This is a genomic window from Ruegeria sp. H8 (assembly GCF_056532905.1).
The window spans coordinates 1,032,747-1,055,961 of the sequence record NZ_JBQFNY010000001.1 but is presented as its reverse complement, the minus strand read 5'-3'; the positions used below and the strand labels follow the sequence as shown (position 1 = coordinate 1,055,961).

The 23,215-nt window shown below is 59.1% G+C and carries 22 protein-coding genes; 11 read left to right on the top strand and 11 right to left on the bottom strand.

Features of this window, described 5'->3' with window-relative positions:
* Nucleotides 1-11: 11 nt before the first annotated feature.
* The 6 genes from ACR0A2_RS05200 (at nucleotide 12) to glmM (ending at nucleotide 8,223) form a co-directional block, all read left to right on the top strand.
* Complete coding sequence (locus ACR0A2_RS05200) at nucleotides 12-2,552, top strand: putative PEP-binding protein (RefSeq protein WP_480834259.1); 2,541 nt, start codon at nucleotides 12-14, stop codon at nucleotides 2,550-2,552.
* Between the two features lie 187 nt (nucleotides 2,553-2,739).
* Complete coding sequence (locus ACR0A2_RS05195; RefSeq protein ID WP_170346602.1) at nucleotides 2,740-3,381, top strand: cell wall hydrolase; 642 nt, start codon at nucleotides 2,740-2,742, stop codon at nucleotides 3,379-3,381.
* Nucleotides 3,382-3,455: 74 nt separating this feature from the next.
* Entirely contained in the window at nucleotides 3,456-4,829 is a 1,374-nt protein-coding gene (locus ACR0A2_RS05190) for a multicopper oxidase family protein (RefSeq protein WP_480834258.1), read from the top strand.
* 101 nt (nucleotides 4,830-4,930) lie between these two features.
* A complete protein-coding gene (locus ACR0A2_RS05185) occupies nucleotides 4,931-5,851 on the top strand; it encodes a dihydroneopterin aldolase (RefSeq protein WP_152457620.1) in 921 nt (306 codons plus the stop codon).
* Complete coding sequence (gene folP, locus ACR0A2_RS05180; RefSeq protein ID WP_480834257.1) at nucleotides 5,848-6,846, top strand: dihydropteroate synthase; 999 nt, start codon at nucleotides 5,848-5,850, stop codon at nucleotides 6,844-6,846. Before ACR0A2_RS05185 ends, folP begins: the two co-directional genes overlap by 4 nt.
* A 33-nt stretch (nucleotides 6,847-6,879) precedes the next feature.
* Nucleotides 6,880-8,223: a phosphoglucosamine mutase gene (glmM, locus tag ACR0A2_RS05175; protein WP_480834255.1), complete on the top strand. Its 1,344-nt coding sequence runs from the start codon at nucleotides 6,880-6,882 to the stop codon at nucleotides 8,221-8,223.
* Here glmM and ACR0A2_RS05170 read toward each other — a convergent pair.
* Complete coding sequence (locus ACR0A2_RS05170) at nucleotides 8,220-9,122, bottom strand: DMT family transporter (protein ID WP_171231853.1); 903 nt, start codon at nucleotides 9,120-9,122, stop codon at nucleotides 8,220-8,222. The genes glmM and ACR0A2_RS05170 overlap by 4 nt on opposite strands.
* Nucleotides 9,123-9,253: 131 nt before the next feature.
* On the bottom strand, nucleotides 9,254-10,276 hold the full coding sequence (gene ilvC / locus ACR0A2_RS05165) for a ketol-acid reductoisomerase (protein ID WP_171119588.1): 1,023 nt from the start codon (nucleotides 10,274-10,276) through the stop codon (nucleotides 9,254-9,256).
* Nucleotides 10,277-10,407: 131 nt separating this feature from the next.
* Here ilvC and ACR0A2_RS05160 point away from each other — a divergent pair, with 131 nt between their 5' ends.
* Both ACR0A2_RS05160 and ACR0A2_RS05155 read left to right on the top strand, forming a co-directional pair.
* A complete protein-coding gene (locus ACR0A2_RS05160; protein WP_209833413.1) occupies nucleotides 10,408-10,863 on the top strand; it encodes an Lrp/AsnC family transcriptional regulator in 456 nt (151 codons plus the stop codon).
* Nucleotides 10,860-11,318 carry an Lrp/AsnC family transcriptional regulator gene (locus tag ACR0A2_RS05155; RefSeq protein WP_480834252.1) on the top strand — a complete coding sequence of 153 codons (459 nt, stop codon included), beginning with the start codon at nucleotides 10,860-10,862 and terminating at the stop codon, nucleotides 11,316-11,318. Before ACR0A2_RS05160 ends, ACR0A2_RS05155 begins: the two co-directional genes overlap by 4 nt.
* Nucleotides 11,319-11,324: 6 nt before the next feature.
* On the opposite strand, the gene ACR0A2_RS05150 is transcribed toward ACR0A2_RS05155, so the two are convergent.
* Complete coding sequence (locus tag ACR0A2_RS05150; RefSeq protein ID WP_254705361.1) at nucleotides 11,325-12,026, bottom strand: GntR family transcriptional regulator; 702 nt, start codon at nucleotides 12,024-12,026, stop codon at nucleotides 11,325-11,327.
* 229 nt (nucleotides 12,027-12,255) lie between these two features.
* Here ACR0A2_RS05150 and ACR0A2_RS05145 point away from each other — a divergent pair, with 229 nt between their 5' ends.
* Nucleotides 12,256-13,383 carry an aminotransferase class V-fold PLP-dependent enzyme gene (locus ACR0A2_RS05145; RefSeq protein ID WP_480834251.1) on the top strand — a complete coding sequence of 376 codons (1,128 nt, stop codon included), beginning with the start codon at nucleotides 12,256-12,258 and terminating at the stop codon, nucleotides 13,381-13,383.
* Between the two features lie 12 nt (nucleotides 13,384-13,395).
* On the opposite strand, the gene ACR0A2_RS05140 is transcribed toward ACR0A2_RS05145, so the two are convergent.
* The 3 genes from ACR0A2_RS05140 to ACR0A2_RS05130 all read right to left on the bottom strand — a co-directional run bounded on the left by ACR0A2_RS05140 (nucleotide 13,396) and on the right by ACR0A2_RS05130 (nucleotide 15,645).
* Complete coding sequence (locus tag ACR0A2_RS05140) at nucleotides 13,396-14,592, bottom strand: UbiH/UbiF family hydroxylase (RefSeq protein ID WP_480444804.1); 1,197 nt, start codon at nucleotides 14,590-14,592, stop codon at nucleotides 13,396-13,398.
* Between the two features lie 74 nt (nucleotides 14,593-14,666).
* Nucleotides 14,667-14,915, bottom strand: a complete 249-nt coding sequence (locus ACR0A2_RS05135) for a hypothetical protein (RefSeq protein WP_171231849.1) — start codon at nucleotides 14,913-14,915, stop codon at nucleotides 14,667-14,669.
* Between the two features lie 85 nt (nucleotides 14,916-15,000).
* Nucleotides 15,001-15,645, bottom strand: coding sequence for a pyrimidine 5'-nucleotidase (locus ACR0A2_RS05130; protein ID WP_480834250.1), 645 nt, complete (start codon nucleotides 15,643-15,645; stop codon nucleotides 15,001-15,003).
* 100 nt (nucleotides 15,646-15,745) lie between these two features.
* Between ACR0A2_RS05130 and ACR0A2_RS05125 the strand changes: the two genes are divergently transcribed.
* Nucleotides 15,746-16,393 carry a GntR family transcriptional regulator gene (locus tag ACR0A2_RS05125; RefSeq protein ID WP_152457632.1) on the top strand — a complete coding sequence of 216 codons (648 nt, stop codon included), beginning with the start codon at nucleotides 15,746-15,748 and terminating at the stop codon, nucleotides 16,391-16,393.
* A 3-nt stretch (nucleotides 16,394-16,396) separates the two neighbouring features.
* Here the strand turns inward: ACR0A2_RS05125 and ACR0A2_RS05120 are convergent, their stop codons facing one another.
* Both ACR0A2_RS05120 and carA read right to left on the bottom strand, forming a co-directional pair.
* The gene (locus ACR0A2_RS05120; protein ID WP_480834248.1) at nucleotides 16,397-18,274 is read right to left on the bottom strand and encodes a glycosyltransferase; all 1,878 of its coding nucleotides are present in this window, start codon (nucleotides 18,272-18,274) and stop codon (nucleotides 16,397-16,399) included.
* 81 nt (nucleotides 18,275-18,355) lie between these two features.
* A complete protein-coding gene (gene carA / locus ACR0A2_RS05115; RefSeq protein ID WP_480834247.1) occupies nucleotides 18,356-19,522 on the bottom strand; it encodes a glutamine-hydrolyzing carbamoyl-phosphate synthase small subunit in 1,167 nt (388 codons plus the stop codon).
* A gap of 183 nt (nucleotides 19,523-19,705) precedes the next feature.
* On the opposite strand from carA, the gene ACR0A2_RS05110 reads away from it, so the two are divergent.
* Nucleotides 19,706-20,191, top strand: a complete 486-nt coding sequence (locus tag ACR0A2_RS05110; RefSeq protein WP_152457635.1) for a GatB/YqeY domain-containing protein — start codon at nucleotides 19,706-19,708, stop codon at nucleotides 20,189-20,191.
* 18 nt (nucleotides 20,192-20,209) lie between these two features.
* On the opposite strand, the gene ACR0A2_RS05105 is transcribed toward ACR0A2_RS05110, so the two are convergent.
* The 3 genes from ACR0A2_RS05105 to ctaD all read right to left on the bottom strand — a co-directional run bounded on the left by ACR0A2_RS05105 (nucleotide 20,210) and on the right by ctaD (nucleotide 23,126).
* Nucleotides 20,210-20,701 carry a DUF2244 domain-containing protein gene (locus ACR0A2_RS05105; protein WP_480834246.1) on the bottom strand — a complete coding sequence of 164 codons (492 nt, stop codon included), beginning with the start codon at nucleotides 20,699-20,701 and terminating at the stop codon, nucleotides 20,210-20,212.
* 44 nt (nucleotides 20,702-20,745) lie between these two features.
* Complete coding sequence (locus ACR0A2_RS05100) at nucleotides 20,746-21,345, bottom strand: 2-hydroxychromene-2-carboxylate isomerase (protein WP_171206854.1); 600 nt, start codon at nucleotides 21,343-21,345, stop codon at nucleotides 20,746-20,748.
* A 122-nt stretch (nucleotides 21,346-21,467) separates the two neighbouring features.
* Nucleotides 21,468-23,126, bottom strand: a complete 1,659-nt coding sequence (ctaD, locus tag ACR0A2_RS05095; protein ID WP_170346621.1) for a cytochrome c oxidase subunit I — start codon at nucleotides 23,124-23,126, stop codon at nucleotides 21,468-21,470.
* Nucleotides 23,127-23,215: the final 89 nt, after the last annotated feature.

Sequence of the window (23,215 nt, the reverse complement as noted above, 5' to 3'; positions counted from 1 at the left end):
AAGGTGCTGCAGTGCAGAATAATCCGCATACCACGCTCATTACATCCGATGCTCCGGTCTCGGCCCATACCCATGGCGGGCGGGCCAAGTGTCTGCAACGGCTGGTCCGACTGGACCTGCCGGTGCCCCGGACCGTCGCCTTGTCGTTTGATGCGGTCCATCAGATTGCGGAAGGCGACGTTCCGAACCTTGACGCGATCCTTGAGCAATTCGATCCCACGACTTTGCTGTGCGTCCGACCAAGTTCTGAAGATCCCGATTGGGGCGGACCCGGTGCGGTTCTGAATATTGGCATGAATGATGCACGCTATGTGGACCTGTCCGATACCATGGGGGCAGAGGCCGCTGCTGCGCTGTATCTCAGGTTCGTTCAAAGCTATGCGATCCACGTGGCGCGGCTGGACGCGGATGTGTTTGATGGCATCGACATGGATGGCAGCGAGGGCTTGCGCCATTCCCTGCGCGCGTACGAAGATGAAACGGACGAAGCCTTCCCGCAGGACCGCGGTGAACAGCTGATCGGTGTTTTGCGCTCGATGGCCCGCGCATGGGACGGGACATCCGCTCGGCTGTTGCGGCAGGCCAAGGGCGCCCCGGCAGATGCCGGTCTTGGGCTTGTCATTCAAGAGATGATCCCGGGGGTCGGGCAGGGTGAATGCGGATCAGGTGTGCTTCAACTGGTCGACTCGACCACAGGAATGCCGCAGATCACGGGGCGCTACCTGAGCCAGAGCCAGGGCCGTGATGCGCTGGGCGAAGATGTGGCCGCGCTGTTTCTTGAAAAAGACCCGCGTGGACCGTCGCTTGAAGAAGTCGCACCCAAAGCCTTTGCCGAGTTGAAGCAACAAGCTGCGCTGATGCGTGAAAAACTGCGCGAAGAAATGCAGGTCGAGTTCGTCATTCAAAACGGCAACGTGCATATTCTGGACGGCGTCCGGGTTCAGAGAACGTCGCGCGCGGCGATGCGGATCGCCGTTCGTCTGGCCGAAGACGGGATCATACCGCCGCAAGAGGCGGTGATGCGTGTGGACCCCCACGCGCTGAATGAGCTTTTGCACCGGCAGGTCCATCCGGAAGCGCGGCGTGACGTGCTGACGACGGCCATCGGTGCCAGCCCGGGCGCTTCAACGGGAAAGATCGTGTTTACATCCGCAGAAGCGCAGGCCAGTGCCGCGCGCGGCGAGGCCTGCGTTCTGGTCCGCCGCGAAACCTCGCCCGAGGATGTGCGCGGGATGCATGCGGCCGTTGCGGTTCTGACGGAAAAAGGCGGGATGACCAGCCACGCCGCCGTGATTGGCCGTGGACTTGGCTTGCCCTGTATCGTTGGTGCCTCAGACATGCGGTTCCAGACCAAAAAGAAGATGCTGACCGCACCCGATGGTCGAGTTTTCAAGACCGGCGATATTCTGACCATCGATGGCAGTTCCGGTCAGGTGCTGGCAGGGCAGCCCGCCATGCTTGAGGCCGCGTTGGATGATTGTTTTCAGACCTTGATGGCGTGGGCCGATGCCGAGCGTGATATTGACATCCGCGCCAATGCCGACACACCGGCCGATGCGCAGACCGCGCGCAACTTTCAGGCGCAGGGGATCGGCCTGTGCCGGACGGAACATATGTTCTTTGAACCCGGTCGCCTGATCGTGATGCGCGAGATGATTTTTGCGCAAACGTCTTCGGGCAGGGCGGCTGTGCTGGAACGTTTGCTTCCGATGCAGCGTGAGGATTTTGTTCAGCTGTTCAGAATCATGGAAGGGCAGCCCGTCTGCATTCGCCTGTTCGACCCGCCCTTGCACGAATTCCTGCCAACCACGCGCAGCGGTCAACGGGAATTGGCCGAGGCGCTGGATTTGCCGGTTTCCGATGTCGAACGCAGGGTCAATGCGATGACTGAATACAACCCGATGCTGGGTTTGCGCGGCGTTCGCCTGGGCGTAACGGTGCCGGAAATCTATGACATGCAGGCGCGCGCGATCTTCGAAGCCACGCTGGATGCCAGAAAGAACGGCGCCCCCGTCGTGCCCGAAGTGATGATCCCGCTGGTCTCGGCGAAACGAGAGGTCGAACTGGTCAAGTCCCGCATCGATTCGGTGGCGGCCGCGGTCGCGTCAGAACGAGGGCAGGAATTTGAATATCGGCTGGGTGTGATGGTTGAAACCCCGCGCGCCTGTCTGCGCGCAGAAGAGATCGCCCCGCAGACCGCGTTCATGAGTTTCGGTACCAATGACCTGACGCAGATGACATATGGTCTGTCCCGCGACGATGCCGGCCGTTTCATGTCCGCCTATGTACGCCAGGGTGTCTTCGGCGAAGATCCGTTCCACGTTCTTGATCCGGATGGGGTCGGGGAATTGCTGAAGCTGGGAGCCGAGCGGGGACGAGCCGCGAAACCGGATGTAACCCTGTCCGTGTGCGGAGAACACGGCGGAAACCCCGAATCAATCGCCATTTGCCGGGATCTGGGGTTCGACTATGTTTCGTGTTCGCCGTTCCGGGTTCCCGTCGCTCGGCTGGCTGCCGCTCAACTGGCGATTTCCTCCAGACTTGGGGGTTGACAGGGCCTGAAAACCCAAGGATTAGTGGGTTATCTGGACACTCGTAGGCGAAATTTATCTTCGCTACGGGCAAGATTCCACTTGCATTTTCCGAAAGACTGGACCTTTGCGCTCGATTGCGTTAAATGCCTCGTCGCGCCCGCCGGGGGAGGGTATGGCGCGTGAAGTGCCTGTGCGAGGTTATCTGATGCTACGTTACATAATGGCTGTTGCCACAATGGCGGCAACCGTGCTGCCGAGTGCGTCCTTCGCCGAGAGGGAAGCAATTGATACTGCAAAGAAAGAGCTTGTCGCCCGCAGCGAATTGCCGGCGCAAAGCTTTCGCGACTATTTCAAACTGTTCCAACCGCGTAAGGCGGCCAAACCAGTTGAAGTAACATACTCCAAGGACTGGCTTGACCAGCAACCCAAGGCAACCGGTGACGAAAACTGGAAGTGCCTGTCCGAGGCATTGTACTTCGAAGCCCGTGGCGAAAGCGTGCGTGGCCAGTTTGCGGTGGCCGAGGTCATCTTGAACCGGGTCAAAAGCAGCCGCTTTCCAAGCTCTCTGTGTGGTGTGATCCGTCAGGGGACCGGCAAGAAATACCAGTGCCAGTTCACCTATACATGTGACGGTCGCAAAGAGGTCATCCACGAGAAGAAGGCTTATGAGCGCGTATCCAAGGTCGCTCGGGCGGCCATTGATGGTATTGGCCAAGAGCTGACCGAAGGGGCGACCCACTACCACACGACGGCGGTTCGGCCATCTTGGTCGCGGGTCTATAAACAGACCGCACGGATCGGTGTGCACATTTTCTACCGCCACAACTATCGGACAGCGAGCAACTGATTGACGCACCCGCGCTGGAAGCTTGGTGGCGCGCGGCAGGTTGCAGTCTATATTGCGGGCCCAGGAGGCGCGTAATGCTTTTCACCCGACGACACATTCTGAAAACAGCCGCCGCCGCCACAATTCTGCCGGTCGCGGCCCGCGCCGGTTATCCGCCGCTCAAGGCGCATCTGAGCCGGAAGCGCGTTGCACCCGAAGGGTTTCCTGACACAACGGTCTGGAGTTACGGTGACACTGTCCCCGGAACGGTCCTAAGGGTCGAACAGGGCGCACGCGTTCAGCGCAAACTGGTGAATGACCTTCCGCAACCAACATCGGTCCACTGGCACGGGATCCGCATTGACAACGCCATGGACGGTGTACCCGGTCTGACGCAGGATGCCGTCGCACCGGGCAGTTCTTTCGACTATGACTTCGTTGCCCCGGATGCGGGCACCTATTGGTACCACGCGCACAACCAGTCGATGGAGCAGGTTGCCCGCGGGCTTTACGGGCCGCTGATCGTTGCAGAGGCAACGGCACCGGATGTCGATCAGGATCTGGTGCTGATGTTGGATGATTGGCGGTTGAACCCTGAGACCGCGCAGATAACGGATGATTTCGACAATGGCCATGATCTGAGCCATGCAGGCCGGCTTGGGAACATCCTGACCGTCAACGGATCATTCGATCCCGCGTTTGCGGTACGCAGAAACGAGCGACTGCGACTGCGATTGGTCAACGCCTCCAATGCCCGGATATTTGACCTGGATCTTGATGGTCTTTCAGGGTGGATCGTCGCCTTGGATGGAATGCCCTTGGACACACCGCTGCGGCTGTCGGGCTCTTTTCCGCTGGCACCTGCGCAGCGTGCGGATCTGATTGTGGATGTCGTCACCGAAGGCGAAACGGCAAGCCTGGTCAGCGTCGAAAGAGATGGTTCCTTTGGGCTGGCACGGTTCGAGGTCGGTGGAAACGCTGCCGGGGCGCACAGGCAGGGGGTGTCAGCATTGCCGCCTAACCCTTTGCCTGAGATCGGGAATCTTCAACATGCCAGAACGCACCGGATGGTTTTGCAAGGTGGTGCAATGCGCTGGCTGGAAAGCGCCCGGCTGGGTGAAACGGAACTGTCAGGCCGCGAGCTAGCGCAGTTGGGCAAATTCTGGGCGCTGAACGGTTACGCCGAGCGCCCCGAAGATCCGTTTCTGGATGCGGCCGTCGGTAGATTGCACAGGATCGAGTTCGTGAATGAAACCGCATTTCCGCACGCTATGCATCTTCACGGGCATCACTTCCGGCTGATCATGGACGATGGCTCTCTGGGCCCCTGGCGTGATACCGTTCTGGTCGGGCGGGGACAGGCGCGCCAAATCGCATTGATCGCGGACAATCCCGGGAACTGGTTGCTGCATTGTCATATGCTTGGGCATGCTGCTTCGGGGATGATGAACTGGTTTCGGGTCTCGTGACGCCGCATTCGGCGGTTGGAATGGCGCTTGTTAGAATGCTATAGGCCCTCGCGACGCCTATAGTAGGCAAACGATGCAACGAGCCCGAAAAGGCCTGACCCATGAGTTCTGAAATCCGTCTGGCATTCGCACACCCGTCCGAACGGTCCGAGGCGACGTCTCCTCGGGGGCCGTTGGATCGTATCTCGTTGCGCGACCATATCGTCGAAGTCGAAATTGGCGCCTTCCAGGCCGAGCGGGGAACAACCCAGCGGATCTGCTTCAACATCGTGGTCGAAGTCCGGCCTCTGACGGACCCGATTGATGATGATGTGGATCGCATCCTGTCATATGACCGGGTAACGGAATCCATCGCCTATGAGCTGGCAGCCGAGCGCCTGAACCTGCTCGAGACATTGGCCGAACGCGTTGCGGAACGCATCCTGCTTGAACCTCAGGCTGTAAGGGTCTTTGTTCGCATCGAAAAACTGGATCGTGGCCCGGGTGCGTTGGGGGTTGAGATCGTGCGCGGAAAAGACTCGGTCCATCATGAGGTGGCCGAAGAAGAACGCCCGCATCCCCGCCTTGTCTTCCTGTCGAATGACGCCATCGCGTCGGAGAACCTGAAGGGTTGGATCGATCAGTTGGAGAACCGCCAGCGCCCGCTGATCCTGTGCGTTGGGGCATCCGACCTGGCCGCTCCGCAAACGGGTCATGCGATGACGCAACGCCGAATTGACCTGTTGGCAATCGAACAGAATGCCTGGGTTCTGGCGGCACGGGACCATCGCTGTGTGGTGGTCTCAACGCGGACCGAATTGGATTGGGCGATGAAGAATGGCCAGATTTGTGTCTGGGCCCCATCCAAGATCGTACTGGATGCCGTTGACGGCCCGTCCGCCGCCCCGTCGGATGCCGTGGCGCTGGCTGCATGGTTCGCGGCGACCTTTGAAGCGAGCGAAATGATGGTGATCGGCGGCGCATTGCCGACGGAACCCAAAACGCCCTTGCGCGCTGTTGCGGTGGATCAGGCCCAGCTGTGAGAACCTATTTCAGACCACTGGTCCAGCATGGAGCGACCCGTCCCGCAGGCGCTGTGCCGCTGGCGGGCCAACCCCTTTGGTTCACTCATGTCGAGGCCCTGCGGCGCGGGTCCGAACCCGAAATCGTCGCGGCCTCGGACGTTCCGTCAGATTGCCTGAGCCGTTTGATCCAACCGCGGGCTGACGTGGCGGGCCTTGATATGCAGGTGCCTCATATCATGGGGATTCTGAATGCCACGCCGGACAGTTTCTCGGATGGCGGTGTTCACAGCTCGGTAGATGCTGCTCGCGTGGCTGCGGTGAATATGGTGGCGCATGGTGCCACGATTCTGGATATCGGCGGAGAGTCCACCCGTCCTGGGGCGGATTTTGTCCCGGCCGGGGAAGAGATCGCGCGAACCCGCCCGTTGATCGAAGCGATCCGGTCGGAAACAGGCGCTTTGATCTCCATCGATACACGAAAGGTCGATGTCGCCAAGGCTGCCTGCGCGGCCGGGGCAGGGTTGGTCAACGACGTCTCGGGCTTCACCTTCGATCCGGCGTTGGCACCGTTCTGTGCCGCGCAGGGCGTGCCTGTCTGTGTCATGCACATGCAGGGTGATCCGGCGACGATGCAGATCAATCCGCGATACGACAATGTATTGCTGGATGTTTACGATTTTCTCGAAGGCCAGATCGCGTTGCTGGAACGTCTTGGCCTGAGCCGCGATCAGATCGTTGTGGATCCCGGGATCGGGTTTGGGAAGACCGAGGATCACAACCTGACCCTTTTGCGCAATATCAGCCTGTTCCACGGCTTGGGCTGCCCGATCCTGTTGGGCGTGTCGCGCAAGGGCTTTATTGGTACCATCGGAAAAGAGCCTTGCAAGACTGCCCGCGCGCCGGGATCAATCGCGGTGGCTCTGGCGGGATTGTCTCAGGGCGTGCAGATCATCCGCGTTCATGACGTGGCCGAGACCTCTCAGGCCTTGCGCCTATGGGCTGCTGTCCGGTAATCCGGTCGCACGGCAAATCACGGAGTGACACCTATGCGCAAGCTGTTCGGAACCGACGGGGTGCGGGGCACCGCCAACACGCATCCGATGACGGCAGAGATGGCGTTGCGCATCGGGGCCGCTGTCGGGCGGTATTTCCGACGGGACGCGACAGGGGTGCACCGGGTTGTCATCGGCAAGGATACGCGTTTGTCCGGCTATATGCTGGAAAACGCGCTGACGGCCGGTTTGACGTCCACTGGAATGAACGTGCTGCTGCTGGGGCCCGTTCCGACGCCCGCCGTTGGCCTCATGACGCGCTCCATGAGGGCTGATCTGGGCGTCATGATCTCGGCCAGCCACAACCCTGCCGAAGACAACGGAATCAAGTTCTTTGGGCCGGACGGCTATAAACTGTCCGATCAGGCCGAGGTCGAGATCGAAAGGCTGATCGACGAAGGCGTCAGACCCGCCCAGGCGCAGAATATCGGCCGGGCGCGCCGGGTTGATGACGCACGGTTTCGCTATGGCGAACGTGTGAAGTCGTCGTTGCCGCGGAACGTCAGTCTGGATGGTTTGAAGGTGGTGATCGATTGTGCGAACGGCGCAGCCCACCGCACCGCGCCGGAGGTTCTGTGGGAGCTGGGCGCAGAAGTGATCCCCGTGGGAATCGCGCCCAACGGCAAGAACATCAATCTCAACTGCGGATCGACCAAGCCTCAACTGGCCGCAGAAACCGTTGTCGCGCATGGCGCCGACGTAGGCATTTGTCTGGACGGCGACGCGGACAGGGTGGTTGTGGTCGACGAAACCGGTCAGGTGGCTGACGGCGATCAGCTTATGGCTTTGCTGGCGACGGCATGGAAGAAATCGGGCCAGTTGAAGGGCGACGCTCTGGTCGCGACCGTCATGTCCAACCTGGGCCTGGAACGCCATCTGACAGCGCACGGTTTGCGTCTGGAGCGAACGGCCGTCGGTGATCGCTACGTGGTCGAACGGATGCGTGAAGGTGGGTTCAACCTTGGTGGGGAACAGTCCGGCCACATCGTGATGAGCGATTATGCCACCACCGGTGATGGGTTGATGGCAGGGCTGCATTTTCTGGCGGAAATGGTTCTGTCGGGGCGCAAGGCATCTGATCTGTCCAAGCAGTTCGAAACCGTTCCGCAGTTGCTGAAGAATGTGCGCTACTCCAGCGATCAAACACCGTTGGAGGTTCAAAGTGTTCAGGCGGCCATCGCCGATGCCGAGGCGCGGCTGAACGGGCAGGGCCGGTTGTTGATCCGCAAATCCGGGACCGAGCCTCTGATCCGCGTGATGGCTGAATGCGAAGACGATGGGTTGCTGACCCAAGTTGTCGACAGCATCGTGGCAGAGGTCGAAGCCGCCACAAGCTAATTCCCGAACAAAACCTTTCGCAGGCTGAACCACTGGCTGATGGCCATGCCGGTCAGGATCAGGGCCAGAGCGATGAAAAAGCGCAGGGGCAGGGCCTCGGACAGGATCCATGCGCCGAACACCATCGACCAGATCGGCACCTGGTAATTCACCAATGTCAGGAAAACCGACCCGGCGCTGCGGGTGATCGAAACGCGCAAAAGGGTGGCAAACGCGGTTGGCAGCAAACCCAGAACGATCAGGGCGATTGTCGGGCGTGGGCCTTGCCAGGTCGGCAGCCCCTCGGTGAGCAGCATTATGGGCAGAAGAAGCGCGGCGCCGACAACCAGCGTAAGGGCAGCCAGTACCAAAGGGTCAACCGGCGGGCAGCGTCGAGTCAGCACGGATGAACTTGCGTAACACAGCGCCGCCGTGATGCAGGCCAGTTGCGCGACGGGTTCGGCCCCTTGGCCCAATTGTGCAAGGCCGGGTCCGATCAAAACCAGGGCCCCGGAAAAGCCAAGGCACACCCCCAGAAACCGGCGCAGGTTCAGTGGTTCATCCGAGAAGAAATGCGCCAGCGGCAGCACCATCAGCGGGATGGCAGCCATGGACAGCCCCGCAAAGGCAGATGGCACAAATTGCTGCCCCCAGCTCAGCAACATGAATGGCACGGCAGTGGACAGCACGCCAATAAGGACAATCGAAACACTCAGCGCCGGCGTCAGAACCGGCAGCTTGCGGCCGGTCGCCCTCATCATCAGCAGCAGGGTAACAGCGCCCAGCGTGGTTCGTGAGGTGGCAACGGTGATTGGGCCATACCCTTCAAGCGCCATGGCAACGACCATGAAGGTCGCGCCCCAGATCAGGCCCAGCGTGAAGACGCCGCTCCAGTCCTGTTTTGTCGGCTGTTGAACCATTGATTGTCCTGTTGGAATGCGCGGGTGCGCCAAAAATCAAACCTGACCGGCTGTTTATGTGCCTTGCCGGACCATTGTTCAAACGAAAAGGGCGGCCACATGGGCCGCCCTGTGACAGGCTTCCGCCCTACTTAGTTCTTTTCTTTGTCGACCATCTTTCCGGCCGAAATCCACGGCATCATGCCGCGCAGCTTGGCGCCGGTTTCTTCGATCATGTGCTCGTCATTGGCGCGGCGCGCCGCTTTGATGGTCGGCTGGCCGACGGCGTTTTCCAGCATGAAGTCACGAACGAATTTACCCTGCTGGATGTCGTTCAGAACCTCTTTCATGCGCGCTTTGGTCTCGTCGTATTTCAGGATACGCGGCCCGGTGACATACTGGCCGTATTCGGCGGTGTTCGAGATCGAATAATCCATGTTGGCGATGCCGCCTTCATAGATCAGATCAACGATCAGTTTCACTTCGTGCAGGCACTCGAAATAGGCCATTTCAGGGGCGTAACCGGCTTCAACCAGAGTTTCAAAGCCGCAGCGGATCAGTTCGACCAGACCGCCGCACAGAACGGCCTGTTCGCCGAACAGGTCGGTTTCACACTCTTCCCGGAAGTTGGTTTCGATGATGCCCGAGCGCCCGCCACCGATGGCCGAGCAGTAGGACAGGCCAATTTCCAGCGCTTTGCCGGTTGCATCGTTGTGGACAGCGACCAGGCAGGGCACGCCGCCGCCTTTGGTGTATTCGCCGCGCACGGTGTGGCCGGGGCCCTTGGGGGCCATCATGATGACGTCGACGCCGTCTTTCGGCTCGATCAGGCCGAAATGGACGTTCAGGCCGTGGGCGAAGGCAATCGCGGCACCCGGCTTGATGTTGTCGTGGACGTATTTTTTGTAGGTCTCGGCCTGAAGCTCGTCGGGCATGGTGAACATGATCACGTCACACCAGGCGGCCGCCTCGGCGATGCCCATGACTTCCAGGCCCTCGGCTTCGGCTTTCTTGGCCGAAGGCGAACCTTCGCGCAGCGCGATCACCAGGTTCTTTGCGCCTGAATCGCGCAGGTTCAGCGCGTGCGCGTGACCTTGCGAGCCATAGCCCAGGATAGCCACTTTCTTGTCTTTGATCAGGTTGATATCGCAATCGCGATCGTAATAGACGCGCATTTCGCCGGTCCTTTCTGGTTTGATTGCGACGGTTGTATCTGCCTGTTCGCGCAATGGCGATAGGGTTGGGCTTGAGTATTTGCGAAAAAGATGAAGAATAATTCGCGCTAATCGGAGAATGTGAAAAAATCATGCTTGATGACATTGATCGGCGCATTCTGCGCCACTTTCAAGCAGACCCGAGCCTGACAACAGCGGAACTGGCCGATCTTTGCCGGATCAGCGCGGGTGTCTGCTGGCGGCGAATCGAAAAGATGCAGACCGCAGGGATCATCGAAGGGCAGGAGGCCGTGATAGACTGGGCCGCGATGGGATATGCTGTCGAGGTTTCGCTTCGGATCACGCTCGACAAGACGCAGGCCCGAGCTTTCGACGATTTCACGCAGGCGGCGCGTGACGTGGCAGAGGTGATCGAAATCCAGACCTTTTTGGGTCGTGTCGATGTTCGTCTTTCCGTCATTGCAAGAGATATGAAGCACTATCAGCAGCTTTATCGCGACCGGATTCTGACCCTGCCGCATATTGCCGATATCGAGGCCCTTATGCACATCGCGCGGGTCAAGCGGGACGAAGTGCTGCCGGTATGACCGAGTTGGATGAGATTGACCGCTGTCTTCTTCGCGCGCTGCAACAGGATGCCACGCAAAGTGCCGGAGCATTGGGTCGCAGGTTCGGGTTATCCCAACCCGCCACCTGGCGTCGCATTCGCCGGCTGGAAGAGGCAGGAATAATCAAGGGCCGTCGGCTGCGTCTGAATGCCGAGGCGCTGGGGTTCGGTGTCACAGTCTTTCTGGGCATCAAACTGGGGCGCAAGGGCCAAGTCAGTCTTGAAGATTTTGAGCGCGCTGTCAGTGCCGTTCCCGAAGTGCAGACCGTCGAGCACGTGCTGGGGCTGTATGATTATCGACTGCGTGTCGTGGCCCGGGACCTGGCCGATTTCGAACGTGTTTTGCGGCGCCGGATCATGACTCTGCCGGGTGCAGGCGACGTCGAGGCCAACGTTCTGCTGAGCGAAGAACGTCTGCCCGGTCCCATCGGCTGACCAGAGTCAGTACTTGGTGCGGATGCAATAGCCCGGATGATGCGTCATGCGCGCAAAGGTAAGCGGCCTGTCTTCTTTCCAGGTGGTGCGCTCCATTTGAATCATGGATGTTCCTGCCGTGGTGCCCATGAATTCTGCCAGTCGCGCATCTGCGGAAATGGCACAGAAAGCGACCTCGGCATCGGTGAAAGGTGCGGCCGTCAACAGCCATTCATGTGGCCCCTGTTCGAACAGGTCCGCGTCCTCCACATCGGGTACGGCCTCGATGTTGATCCATCGTTCTTCCATCTGAAAGGGCCGATTGTCTGCATAGTGCATACAGATTACATGTAGAACACGCGCATCCGGTGCCACGTTGATCTGCGAGGAAAGCCATCCTGGGCTGGTGACGACATTCCTTTCAACAAGCGCATAACGATAGTTTGCATTCTGGCTTTCGACCACTTGCCGCGCCAGTGACAATTCGAGTTTGGCGTGTTTGCTGGGCTCTTTCTTGACACGTGTGCCGCTCTTGCGTTTGCGCTCGACAAAGCCCTGGTCGGCCAGTTCTCTCAAGGCTCTGTTCACAGTGGCCCGGGCGCAATTGAACTCCTCTGCCAGCTGGGTCTCCGTCGGCAAAAGCGATCCTTGTGGCCAGACACGGCTTTCAATGCGTCGTTTTACTTCGTCTCGAACGAACTGGAAGCTGATCCGCTTTTGTATCGTCACGGGTGAATCTATCCCTTCAAGTATAAAGTGTGCGCATCTGTTCAGAAGCAAGTAGAAGTGTAAAGGGGAAGTGACACTGGTTGGCGTCATTTTCGTGCTTTCACGAATTTAAGCGAAAAAAATTAAGTGTTTGTTAAGCTTTACGTGGGGTCAAATTTTGCAGCGAAAGGGCTTTACCCGCACTGACAAAGCGGACAAGACTTCGAAAACGCTTTGGAGAGGATGCGCCATGCCAGGCTTGCTGGAAACCGTTGACCCGAACGGGCTCGAAGAATTCTCGGTCGTATTTACCGACCGCTCGCTGAACCATATGTCGCAAAAGTTTCAGCAGGTGATGCGCGACATTTCGGATATGTTGAAGGGCGTGTACAATGCAGATGGCGTCGCCGTTATTCCCGGCGGTGGAACCTATGCCATGGAAGCGGTCGCCCGACAGTTCGCGCGCGGCGCAGATGTGCTTGTGGTTCGCAATGGATGGTTTTCGTACCGGTGGAGCCAGATCATTGAAAGCGGGTCTCTGACAAACTCGACCACGGTCATGAAGGCGCGCGAGACTGGCAATTCCAGCCCATCGCCTTTTGCGCCTGCGCCGATCGAAGAGGTCGTCGCCGCGATTCGCGAACAAAAGCCTGGCGTTGTTTTTGCTCCGCATGTCGAAACGTCTGCGGGGGTCTTTCTGCCGGATGACTATGTGACCGCGCTGGCAAGCGCGGCGCATGAGGTGGGTGCGTTGATGGTGTTGGATTGCATTGCGTCGGGTTGCGCCTGGGTGGACATGAAAGCCACCGGTGTCGATGTTCTGATCTCGGCGCCGCAGAAAGGGTGGAGCGCCTCGCCATGTGCCGGTCTGGTCATGTTGTCTGAACGCGGAGAGGCACGTCTGGAGCAGACCAGTTCCGACAGTTTCGCCCTTGATCTGAAGAAATGGCGGCAGATCATGCAAGCCTATGAAAACGGGGGCCACGCCTACCACGCCACGATGCCGACCGATGCGTTGCTGGCCTTCCGCGACACCATGGCAGAGACTCGTGAATACGGGTTCGAAAAGTTGCGTGCGGCGCAGTGGGCGCTGGGTGACGGTGTGCGATCGATGCTCAAGGACAAGGGTGTCGTTTCGGTTGCGGCCGACGGTTTCGGCGCGCCCGGAGTTGTGGTCAGCTACACCTCGGATCCCGAAATCCAGAACGGCAAGAAATTTGCGGCACTTGGCATGCAGATTGCCGCAGGTGTTCCGTTGCAATGTGATGAGCCCGAAGGGTTCAGCACGTTCCGGTTGGGTCTGTTCGGGCTCGACAAGCTGTACGACGTGGACGGCACCATCGCGCGTTTGAAACGGGTGCTGGATCAGGTTCTGTAAGCGGACCGGGCCTTAGCGAACGCCAAGGCCCATCTGCATCAAAGTCTTGCGCACTGGTGGCAGGGAATAGAGCGCGCTCAGCCCCATCGCCCGTGCATCTCGCAGCGGCCGCGTCTCAATCATCGAGGCGCGGTTCAGCAGATCAATGCCCTTGAGGCGCATCTCGACCTCGGTGTGACGGGCCTTGTGATAGGCGCCCAGCATCTGTTCGTCTCCCAGACCTTCGGGCCGGGCTTGCGCCAAATCCAGCAGGCAACGCAGGTCACCCAGAGACATGTTCAATCCTTGTGCCCCGATGGGAGGCACTACATGCGCCGCCTCGGCCATCAGCGCAATGCGTTCACCCGCCAGACGTTCCGCCGATTGGCTGATGATGGGCCAGATCGTTCTGCGGGATGCCAATTTCAGCGGGCCGAACAACCCGCAGGACCGAGAGGTCATGGCGGCCTCGAAAGCCTCGGGTTCCAGGTTCAGGAGTTCAACGGCCTTCGGTCCGCGTTCCATCCAGACGATGGCGGACGAGGGCTGCCCGTTCCAGTCCGGCAGAGGCACCAGCGTGAACGGCCCCCCGGATCTGTGAATCTCGGTCGAGACATTCTCGTGTGGAATGGGGTGCGTCACCGCAAATGCCAGCGCCTTCTGCCCATATCGTGTTGTGTGCACCTTGATGCCGGCTGCTTCGCGCATCGGCGAGTTGCGACCATCGGCAGCAAGCACAAGCTTGCACCGGACGCGGCTGCCATCACTCAGGCTCACGCGGGCTTCGGCGGTTCGGGTGAACAGGCTGGTGGTCGCGGTGCCGGGGCGGAAATCGACATTCGGCAACTCGGCCAGTCGCGCCACCATTTCACGGCGCAACAGCCAGTTGGGCAGGTTCCAGCCGAAAGGTTGTTCGGAGATGTCGGCCGCGTTGAAGTCGCGAACGACGCGTGGCTCGGGCAAATCACCCCCGGCATCAACGATCCGCATGACTTGCAACGGGGCCGCCTGTGCATCCAGCCTTGCCCACAGACCGCATTGTTCCAGCAGGCCGCGCGCAGGCTGCAAAAAAGCCGTGGTGCGCAGATCTGACCCGTCCACGTCCCGCTCGGTGATTGGAGGGCTCGGATCAACGCAGATCACTTCAAAACCTGCCGTTCCGAATACCGCCGCAGCGGTCAGACCGGCGATCCCGCCACCGGAAATCAGGATGTCACAGCTGTCGGACATGGCGCCTCTCATCATTCTGGGCAGAACCTAGTTCGGATCTGCCCCGAGTGCCAAGTGACATCCTGTCCCGTATTTCAGCCCCGTGAAATCAGGATGAGGATCAGAAACATCAGCGGCACCATCATAAGGGCAGGGATGTAGAGGCCGGGAAGGCCGAACAACATGATGGAACAGCCCCACATGCTGAAAATCGCAGCGGCGGTGTAATACAAGTCTTCTGCCTTGGCGTTGACCGCCTCGCGCGCCAGCCATCCAAAGACGGGAATTGCAAAGAAAAGGCGCTGCCAGATCGGCAGGCGCAGCGGCATGTCAATCGCGCTCATCGGGGTCTCCATCTGTTCGTCGCTGCAGCGCATATAAGGACGCAGATGCGTGTGCAGAACGTGCAGATCGTCGCACTGTGACAGCCTATCGCAGGCGCGCCAGGAACGCGGTCAGATCGTCCGTGTGATGGTGGATGTGATCGGCTTCATGCGGGTCGGGAGAAACATGAACCGTGCGCATTCCCATCTCGTGTGGGGCCGCGAGATTGCGTGGTTCATCTTCGAACATGGCCGCTATTTCGGTCTGAAGACCGTCCTTTTCAAAAATCGCTTCGAACGCAGCTTTTTCGGGTTTTGGTCGGTACCCTGCATGTTCAACACCGTAAATCGCGTCGAACAGCCCTGTCAGGCCGCGTGCCTCAAGGACCCGTTCCGCATAGGGCGCGCTGCCGTTGGTGTAGACGATCCGCCGGCCGGGAAGGGCGCGGATGTGATCGGCCAGTTCCGCATCCGGGTCCATGTGGCTCATGTCAACCTGATGTACCGCGTGCAGGTAAGGGTCGGGGTCCAGATCATGTTCCGCCATCAACCCGGCCAGCGTGGTCCCGTATTCCCGCCAGTAATGCGCGCGCAGCCGGTCGGCCTCGGCCCGGTCAACACCGATGGCTTGCACCACATAATCCGTCATCAGAACTTCTATCTGATCGAACAGCCGCATATGCGGTGGGTATAGGGTGTTGTCCAGATCGAACACCCATTGTGTGATAGGACTAAACGAAGGTTTGACCATGGCTTGGGTTTAGGGCGCAGTCGGTCGGTTTTCAATGCTGTACTTGATCGCCGCCCCCTGTCACGGCTAGACATGTCCGAACGAGGAGACAAACGATCCCATGAGCCAAACCCGATCCCCGACCAAGGACGCCTACAGCCTTATCCTGGAAGCCATCGATGTGGGCGTCTATAAGCCCGGTGATCGGTTGGTTGAAAGCGAACTGGCAGAGCGTTTCGGAGTGTCACGCACCCCGATCCGCGAAGCGTTGCAGCGGTTGGAAACCCAGTCTTTGCTGGAACGGGACGGGCGGTCGTTGATCGTCGCATCCCTGGATCACAACCAGATGGCCGAGCTTTACATCGTGCGCCGGGAACTTGAAGGGCTGGCTGCGCGCCTGGCCGCAAAACACGCCACCGAAGAAGAAATCAAGGTTCTTCAGGACATGGTCGTCGAAGATGACAAGCTGATCGATGACCCAACGGCCTTGTCGCGCGCCAACCGACGGTTTCACGAACAGATTCATCTGGCGTCACACAACCGCTATCTGGTTCAGCAGCTTGATCTGGTTCACCGGACGATGGCCCTGATGGCGACCACTTCGCTGGCAGTTCAGGGGCGTGGTGAGATTGCGCAAAGTGAGCATAAGGGAATCGTCGATGCCATCGCAGCCCGAGACGAGGAGGCCGCGGGGCAGGCGTTGAAGGAACATATTTCGGTCGCCTTCATGACACGTCTGAAACAGGATGCCAGTCGTCGCGACAAGTGAACGTCAGGTCAGCGGAACGTCTTCGCTGGCCTGCCCGTGTTGGGTTTTGTCCCAAAAAAACGGATTTGTCGCCAGTTCCCACAGGGCTTTGTAACCGGCAACCACGCCCAGAGGGAAATACAGACACATCGTCGGAACCCACGGCAGCAAAAGCCGACGTTCGCGCGCGGATACAGCGATGATCCCGACGCACATGTTCAGGGCCTCGGTTGCCAGAAACAGCCAAATCAGCGCCGTCGTTATCTGCTGCGGCAGGATCTGCTCCATCGGATTGGGTATGCCCAGGGCGTACAACCAGAAAATCCAAAGAACAGGGGCCAGCAGGAACTGACCCAGAGTGCCCAGAAAGAACGCCTGTAGGCCGATAAACTTGGCCGCACCCAAATCAGCATACAGTTTCTGCGGGTCCCGCATGTGCACAAGATAGGTGACCATGAACCCCTTGAGCCAGCGTGAGCGTTGCTTCACCCACGGCCAGGCTCGGAAATTCGCCTCTTCAAAGGTGGTGGTGTCCACCATCTCGGTCCGGTAACCCGCTCGGCAAAGCCGCACGCCCAAATCGGCATCTTCGGTGACATTGTGGGCGTCCCAGCCGCCCAGTTCCAAGAGCTTTTCGCGGCGGAAAAAGAACGTCGTTCCCCCAAGCGGTACGACCAGCCCCATCCGCGCGATGCCCGGCAGGATCACGCGAAACCAGCTGTTGTATTCGATGGTAAAACAGCGTGACCGCCAGTTCGTGCGGGGGTTGTAGTAATCCAAAACACCTTGCAGGCAAACCACCTCGGGCGAAGCTTGGGTGAAATGCGCAACCACACGTTCGATCTGATCCGGCTGTGGTGCGTCTTCGGCATCCCAAACGCCAACGATGTCACCGCGGCAAAAGTCCAGCGCGTAATTCATGGCGCGCGGTTTGGTGGTCAACCCGTTCAGTTCGGGGACTTCAACAACACGCATCCAACTGGGCAGAGCCACTCGAGCAAGGGCGTCGCGCGTCACGTCATCCGTCGCCTCAAGCACGAGAATGACGTCCAGCAGCGCTTTGGGATAGGTCAGCCTTTGAAGCCGTTGCACCAGAGCACTCGCGATTTCTCGCTCCTTGTACAACGGCACCATGATGGACACGCAGGGGTGACGCAGCGCGATCGCCGCCTCTGTTGGCTCGGTCGGCTTTTTCATGCGGTCGCTGAGGCAGGCCAGGGCGCCCATTATCCGAAAGGTTGCAAAAAGAACCAAACTGCCTACGGCCGCGCCCAACAAAACCATCAATCCAATCGAGGGGAACAGGGCAGAAAGACACAGCACACCCAGCGTTGCCGCAGATGATACGAGCCGGGACCCGGCGGTCCAGTTGCGACAGCTTTGTTCCGCGTTCACACGGGTTTCGGCCGCTTTTGCGAGTGTCCGCGAGAAGTGCTGTGCAATGACCCGGTCGATCTGATGAGAATCCGCAAGAACCGGCAGGATGGAATAGTCGCAATCCTGCATCTCGGCTGCCACGGTTGCAAAACGGTCGGGCCGGGCAGTGGCGACCAAAAGCAACGGGCCGATGCGCATCCAGGGAATGACATTGTGCTCAAGCCAGAAATCTACCGGCTTCAGGTCACACAATCCGGGTATCGGTGGAATTTGTTCGAGGTCCGCGATCTGCCACCCGAACTGCGTGGACAGAGCTTTCAGAACGTCCTGCCTGGTGGCATACCCCTCGCCAACCAGAATCTCGCCAAGCGGCGCTTTCTGCCTGGTCTGCAAGCTCAACGCATGGTCCAGTTGCGAGCGCGTAATGACCTTGGCTTCCAGCAGGCAAGTGCCCAGCGGTTTGCGAAAACCAGGCGCCGGGATCGGGGACGCGTTTGTAAAATCCTGAAGGTTAAGTTCAACCATTAAAAAACCCTGGCACAGTTACCTGCGCTCAGGGTTGATCAAACAAGGTTAATGTGCCGTTAACTCCGGTAACTTAAGGGTTTATGCCTGCTCTTTTTTCTTTTCCATCGCATCGGCGAAACGTTCGAACAGGTAAAAACTGTCCTGGGGTCCGGGCGACGCTTCGGGGTGGTATTGTACCGAGTATACAGGTCTGTCGGTCATGCGGATCCCGCAGTTCGAGCCGTCAAACAGCGATCTGTGGGTCTCAACCACGCCTTCTGGCAAAGACTGCGCGTCCACAGCAAAACCGTGATTCATCGACGTGATTTCGACCTTGCCGGTTTCCAGATCCTTGACCGGGTGGTTCGCGCCGTGGTGGCCGTGGTTCATCTTGACTGTCTGACCGCCTAACGCCAGCGCCAGCATCTGGTGGCCAAGGCAGATACCAAAGACGGGCAGATCGGTTGTGTCCAGAATTTCCTTGATCATCGGCACAGCATAGGCACCCGTTGCGGCCGGGTCGCCGGGACCGTTCGACAGGAAAACGCCATCCGGCTGATGGGCCAGCACTTCGGCAGCGGTTGCCGTTGCTGGCAGCACGGTTACATCACATCCAGCCGAGGCGAGACAGCGCAGAATATTGCGCTTTGCACCATAGTCGACAGCCACGACTTTGTGGGCGGGGGCGTCTTGCCGCTTGTATCCTTCCGGCCACGCCCAGCGCATTTCATCCCAGCGGTAGCTTTGGGCACAGGTGACATCCTTGGCCAAGTCCATACCTTCCAGCCCGGCAAAGCCGCGGGCCGCAGCAACCAGTGCTTCGATGTCGAAATTGCCCTCGGGATCATGAGCCAGCGCCACATGCGGCGCGCCCTGCTGGCGAATGGCGCGGGTCAGACGGCGGGTATCGACGCCGCCGATGGCGATGCGTCCACGGCGGGCAAGCCAGCCCTTGAGTTCTTCGGCCGAGCGCCAGTTGGACGGCTCGGTCGGGTCCCATTTGACGACCATGCCAGCGGCGACTGGATCAGCGGTTTCGTCATCTTCGGGGTTCACTCCGACATTGCCGATATGGGGGAAGGTAAAGGTGACGATCTGCCCGGCATAGGATGGATCGGTCATGATTTCCTGATATCCGGTCATCGCTGTGTTGAAGCAGAGTTCAGCCACGGTCTGTCCGGTTGCACCGAAACCGATGCCGTAAAACAGCGTTCCGTCGGCCAAAGCCAGACATGCGGTGGGCTTGGACGGGGCGTTCTGGGCCATGGCGCGACTCTCCTGCAAGGTAAACCGGCGCATACCTAAGGGGGTTAAGCGCTTGGGTCAAGTCTGTTCAATTTTTGGGCTATCGTTATTTTTCAATGGGTTAAGCTTGTTCGCCCCCGGTTGTAACACGCTTTTTGTTTAGATATGTTCGGGGTTCCGTTGTCATGGGGATGGACAAGCCAAATGGACATGCGATCACGGGTGAATGCCGCCCTGAAGCAAGCAATGAAAGACAAAGCAGCCGAGCGTCTGTCGACACTGCGGTTGATCAACGCGGCCATCAAGGACCGCGACATCGCCGCGCGCGCCTCGGACAATGAAGAAGTCAAAGGCTGTGGTGATGCAGAGGTGCTTGAAATTCTTGGAAAAATGACCAAGCAACGCAAGGAAAGTGCGCGTGCCTATGAAGAGGGTGGTCGCCTGGACCTAGCCGAGCGCGAGATGCAGGAAGTCGCCGTCATCGAAGAGTTTCTGCCCAAGCAGCTGGATGATGATGAAGTGTCAAAAGCGATTCAGGCCGCGATCACTTCAACCGGTGCCGGTTCCATTCGCGACATGGGCAAGGTCATGGGCGAGTTGAAAACCCGTTATACCGGACAGATGGATTTCGGCAAGGTCGGGCCTATGGTCAAGGACCACCTCTGCGCCGCGTCAAACGGCGACTGCTGAGACATCAGGCTGAAACACCTACTGCGCGACAGGGTCGCGCAGTTTCCTGGCCAAATCGTCATAGAGCGTGATACGCTCGTCCTCCGACAGAAACGCCCCGATTTCTACTTCACGCCCGTCTCCGACGAGCGTGACATAGTGCGGAACCGGGCCGCCTTTTTCGTACATTTCAGGTCGTGCCCAATAGCGATTGCACGACCATTCCTGTCGATCTTTGCCCGGGGTGTGATGCACCAGGCGGGCTTGTGAACCGGACAAGGTGAAAATCTCAAACGCACTGCGCGCGCGATAGTTCGCCTGAATCGCCAGCCAAAGCCCAAGCACCGTCAACAGCAGAAACGGTAACAGGCCCCACAACACGACCGACCCAAGCACGGCCAACAATGGGATCAAACCGAACAGAAATACGGACAGGATGGCAATCATCGCCCCACGTCGCGGCAGTGAGTTATGCGGCCAGAGGCGCAGTTCCTGTTCGGTTTCGGATGTCTGATTCCATTTGTACGGCATACCGGAAACATATCGCAGTGCCGCCTCATGTCGACGGGTTTTGATCAGACCACGTGGCCCACACGCGCCCACGACAAGGCGTCATCCAAACGGTCGTCGCCCCAGAACACCTCTTGCCTCACCACGAAGCTGGGGGCGCCGAAAACACCCAGTTTCACGGCGATGTCTGTTTCAGCTTCCAGCGCGGTGACGATATCCGGGCTGCGCGCGCGAGCCAGCGTCAGGCGAGGATCCTGCTGGCACCGCAGCAATGCTTCGGACAGGGCGCTTTCGCTGCCTGCCTCGACGCCATCCTCGAACCAGATGCGGTATAGGTTCTGGGTAAATGACTTGCCCCATCCATCCCTCATACCAAACAAAGCGACCTGATTGGCCAGGGCAAGATCGGAAATCGGATAGGGTGCGGGCAGGCTGGCGTGGATGTGATACTTGGCACAGCGACGTTCGATATCACGCCACATATATGCGGATTTTTCGGGTTTTCCGGCGAACGGGATATTCTGCTGGGCTGACATGACCGTGCGCACATTAAAGGGCCGCCAGTTCACGGTGGCGTCATGTTCTGCGCACCAGTCGTCCAGACGCATCACGGTAAGGAAACTGTAAGTGCTGCCGATTGAATACCAAAAGTCGATTTCCGGCATTGCCGATCCTCCGACTGTTCTGTGGGGGTATCATAGCGGATTTTGGTACACTTGGCGAACTGACAGAGGTGGAAAACGAAAACCCCGCCACTTGGGCGGGGTTTCTTTGGATCAGATCGGGATCAGTGCGCGTGGCCTTTGTCCCAGTCTTCCTGCTTGGGCAGCTGCTCGAACGTGTGTTCGGGCGGCGGCGTCGGCAGGGTCCATTCCAGCGTATCCGCGTATTCATTCCACGGGTTCGGACGTGTCTCTTTCGCACCACGGAACAGGGCGTAGAACACGATCCCGAAGAACAGCAGGAACGAGGCGAACGAGATGAACGCGCCGATCGACGAAACGAAGTTCCACTGGGCGAATGCCTCGGGGTAGTCGATGTAGCGGCGCGGCATGCCCTGACGGCCCAGGAAGTGCTGCGGGAAGAAGGTCAGGTTGGCGCCGATGAAGAACAGCCAGAAATGAACCTTGCCCCAGAACTCAGAGTACTGACGGCCCGTCATCTTGCTGAAGTAGAAGTACACCCCGGCGAAGATCGCGAAGACAGCACCCAGCGACATCACGTAGTGGAAATGTGCCACAACATAGTAGGTGTCATGATAGGCACGGTCGACACCGGCCTGCGACAGAACCACACCGGTCACACCGCCGACGGTGAACAGGAACAGGAAGCCGAAGGCGAACAGCATCGGCGTCTTGAACTCGATCGAGCCGCCCCACATGGTGGCAATCCACGAGAATACCTTGACCCCCGTCGGAACCGCGATGACCATCGTTGCCAGCATGAAATAGGCCTGCTGACGCAGCGACATGCCGACGGTGTACATGTGGTGCGCCCACACGACAAAGCCCAGCACGCCGATTGCGATGATCGCCCATACCATCGGCAGATAGCCGAAGATCGGCTTGCGCGAGAAGGTGGCGATCACGTGGCTGATGATGCCGAAACCGGGCAGGATCACGATGTACACTTCGGGGTGGCCGAAGAACCACAGGATGTGCTGATACAGGATAGGGTCACCGCCGCCGGCCGGATCAAAGAAGGTGAAGCCAAAGTTGCGGTCCATCAGCAGCATGGTGATCGCGCCTGCCAGAACCGGCAGCGACAGCAGAATCAGCCATGAGGTGACGAAGATCGACCAGCTGAACAGCGGTACCTTGAACAGGGTCATGCCAGGGGCACGCATGTTCAAGAAGGTGGTGATCATGTTGATCGCGCCGAGGATCGAGGAGGCGCCCGATACGTGCACGGCAAAAATCGCCAGGTCCATGGACATGCCGCCTTCGGTCGTCGACAGCGGCGGATACAGAACCCAGCCCACACCCGAGCCGAGCTGATCGTTCCCACCCGGGCTGAGCAGCGAGGCAACGCCCAGCGAGGTGCCGGCGACATACAGCCAGAAGGACAGGTTGTTCATCCGCGGGAACGCCATGTCCGGCGCACCGATCTGCAACGGCATGAAATAGTTGCCAAATCCACCGAACAGGGCAGGGATGACAACGAAGAACATCATCAGAACACCGTGATAGGTGATCATCACGTTCCACAAGTGTCCGTTGGGGGTACACGGGTCGGCCATGAAGCCTTCCAGGCACATGTACTGAACGCCCGGGTGCATCAGCTCGAGCCGCATGTAAACGGTCATCGCCACCGAGATCAGACCGGCAAGGGCCGAAACGACCAGGTACAGAATCCCGATGTCCTTGTGGTTGGTCGACATGAACCAGCGCTGGAAAAAGCTGCGCTGATCTTCATGGTCGTGACCGTGAATGGCTGCGTCTGCCATTATAGGTGCCTCCTGTTGCAACTGCACCGCGCAGTCGGACCTCTCCAACGCGCGGGATTCCTGCTGGTTTTAGAATGTGAAGAGGGCAC

Coding starts and splice junctions, on each gene's coding strand:
- ACR0A2_RS05125 (WP_152457632.1), top strand. CDS start 15,746: ATGAGCCAAACCCGATCCCCGACCAAGGACGCCTACAGCCTTATCCTG.
- ACR0A2_RS05190 (WP_480834258.1), top strand. CDS start 3,456: ATGCTTTTCACCCGACGACACATTCTGAAAACAGCCGCCGCCGCCACA.
- ACR0A2_RS05185 (WP_152457620.1), top strand. CDS start 4,931: ATGAGTTCTGAAATCCGTCTGGCATTCGCACACCCGTCCGAACGGTCC.
- ACR0A2_RS05145 (WP_480834251.1), top strand. CDS start 12,256: ATGCCAGGCTTGCTGGAAACCGTTGACCCGAACGGGCTCGAAGAATTC.
- glmM (WP_480834255.1), top strand. CDS start 6,880: ATGCGCAAGCTGTTCGGAACCGACGGGGTGCGGGGCACCGCCAACACG.
- ACR0A2_RS05140 (WP_480444804.1), bottom strand. CDS start 14,592: ATGTCCGACAGCTGTGACATCCTGATTTCCGGTGGCGGGATCGCCGGT.
- ACR0A2_RS05195 (WP_170346602.1), top strand. CDS start 2,740: ATGCTACGTTACATAATGGCTGTTGCCACAATGGCGGCAACCGTGCTG.
- ACR0A2_RS05135 (WP_171231849.1), bottom strand. CDS start 14,915: ATGAGCGCGATTGACATGCCGCTGCGCCTGCCGATCTGGCAGCGCCTT.
- ACR0A2_RS05155 (WP_480834252.1), top strand. CDS start 10,860: ATGACCGAGTTGGATGAGATTGACCGCTGTCTTCTTCGCGCGCTGCAA.
- carA (WP_480834247.1), bottom strand. CDS start 19,522: ATGGCCCAGAACGCCCCGTCCAAGCCCACCGCATGTCTGGCTTTGGCC.
- ACR0A2_RS05170 (WP_171231853.1), bottom strand. CDS start 9,122: ATGGTTCAACAGCCGACAAAACAGGACTGGAGCGGCGTCTTCACGCTG.
- ilvC (WP_171119588.1), bottom strand. CDS start 10,276: ATGCGCGTCTATTACGATCGCGATTGCGATATCAACCTGATCAAAGAC.
- ctaD (WP_170346621.1), bottom strand. CDS start 23,126: ATGGCAGACGCAGCCATTCACGGTCACGACCATGAAGATCAGCGCAGC.
- ACR0A2_RS05160 (WP_209833413.1), top strand. CDS start 10,408: ATGCTTGATGACATTGATCGGCGCATTCTGCGCCACTTTCAAGCAGAC.
- ACR0A2_RS05130 (WP_480834250.1), bottom strand. CDS start 15,645: ATGGTCAAACCTTCGTTTAGTCCTATCACACAATGGGTGTTCGATCTG.
- ACR0A2_RS05120 (WP_480834248.1), bottom strand. CDS start 18,274: ATGGTTGAACTTAACCTTCAGGATTTTACAAACGCGTCCCCGATCCCG.
- ACR0A2_RS05105 (WP_480834246.1), bottom strand. CDS start 20,701: ATGCCGTACAAATGGAATCAGACATCCGAAACCGAACAGGAACTGCGC.
- ACR0A2_RS05100 (WP_171206854.1), bottom strand. CDS start 21,345: ATGCCGGAAATCGACTTTTGGTATTCAATCGGCAGCACTTACAGTTTC.
- ACR0A2_RS05110 (WP_152457635.1), top strand. CDS start 19,706: ATGGACATGCGATCACGGGTGAATGCCGCCCTGAAGCAAGCAATGAAA.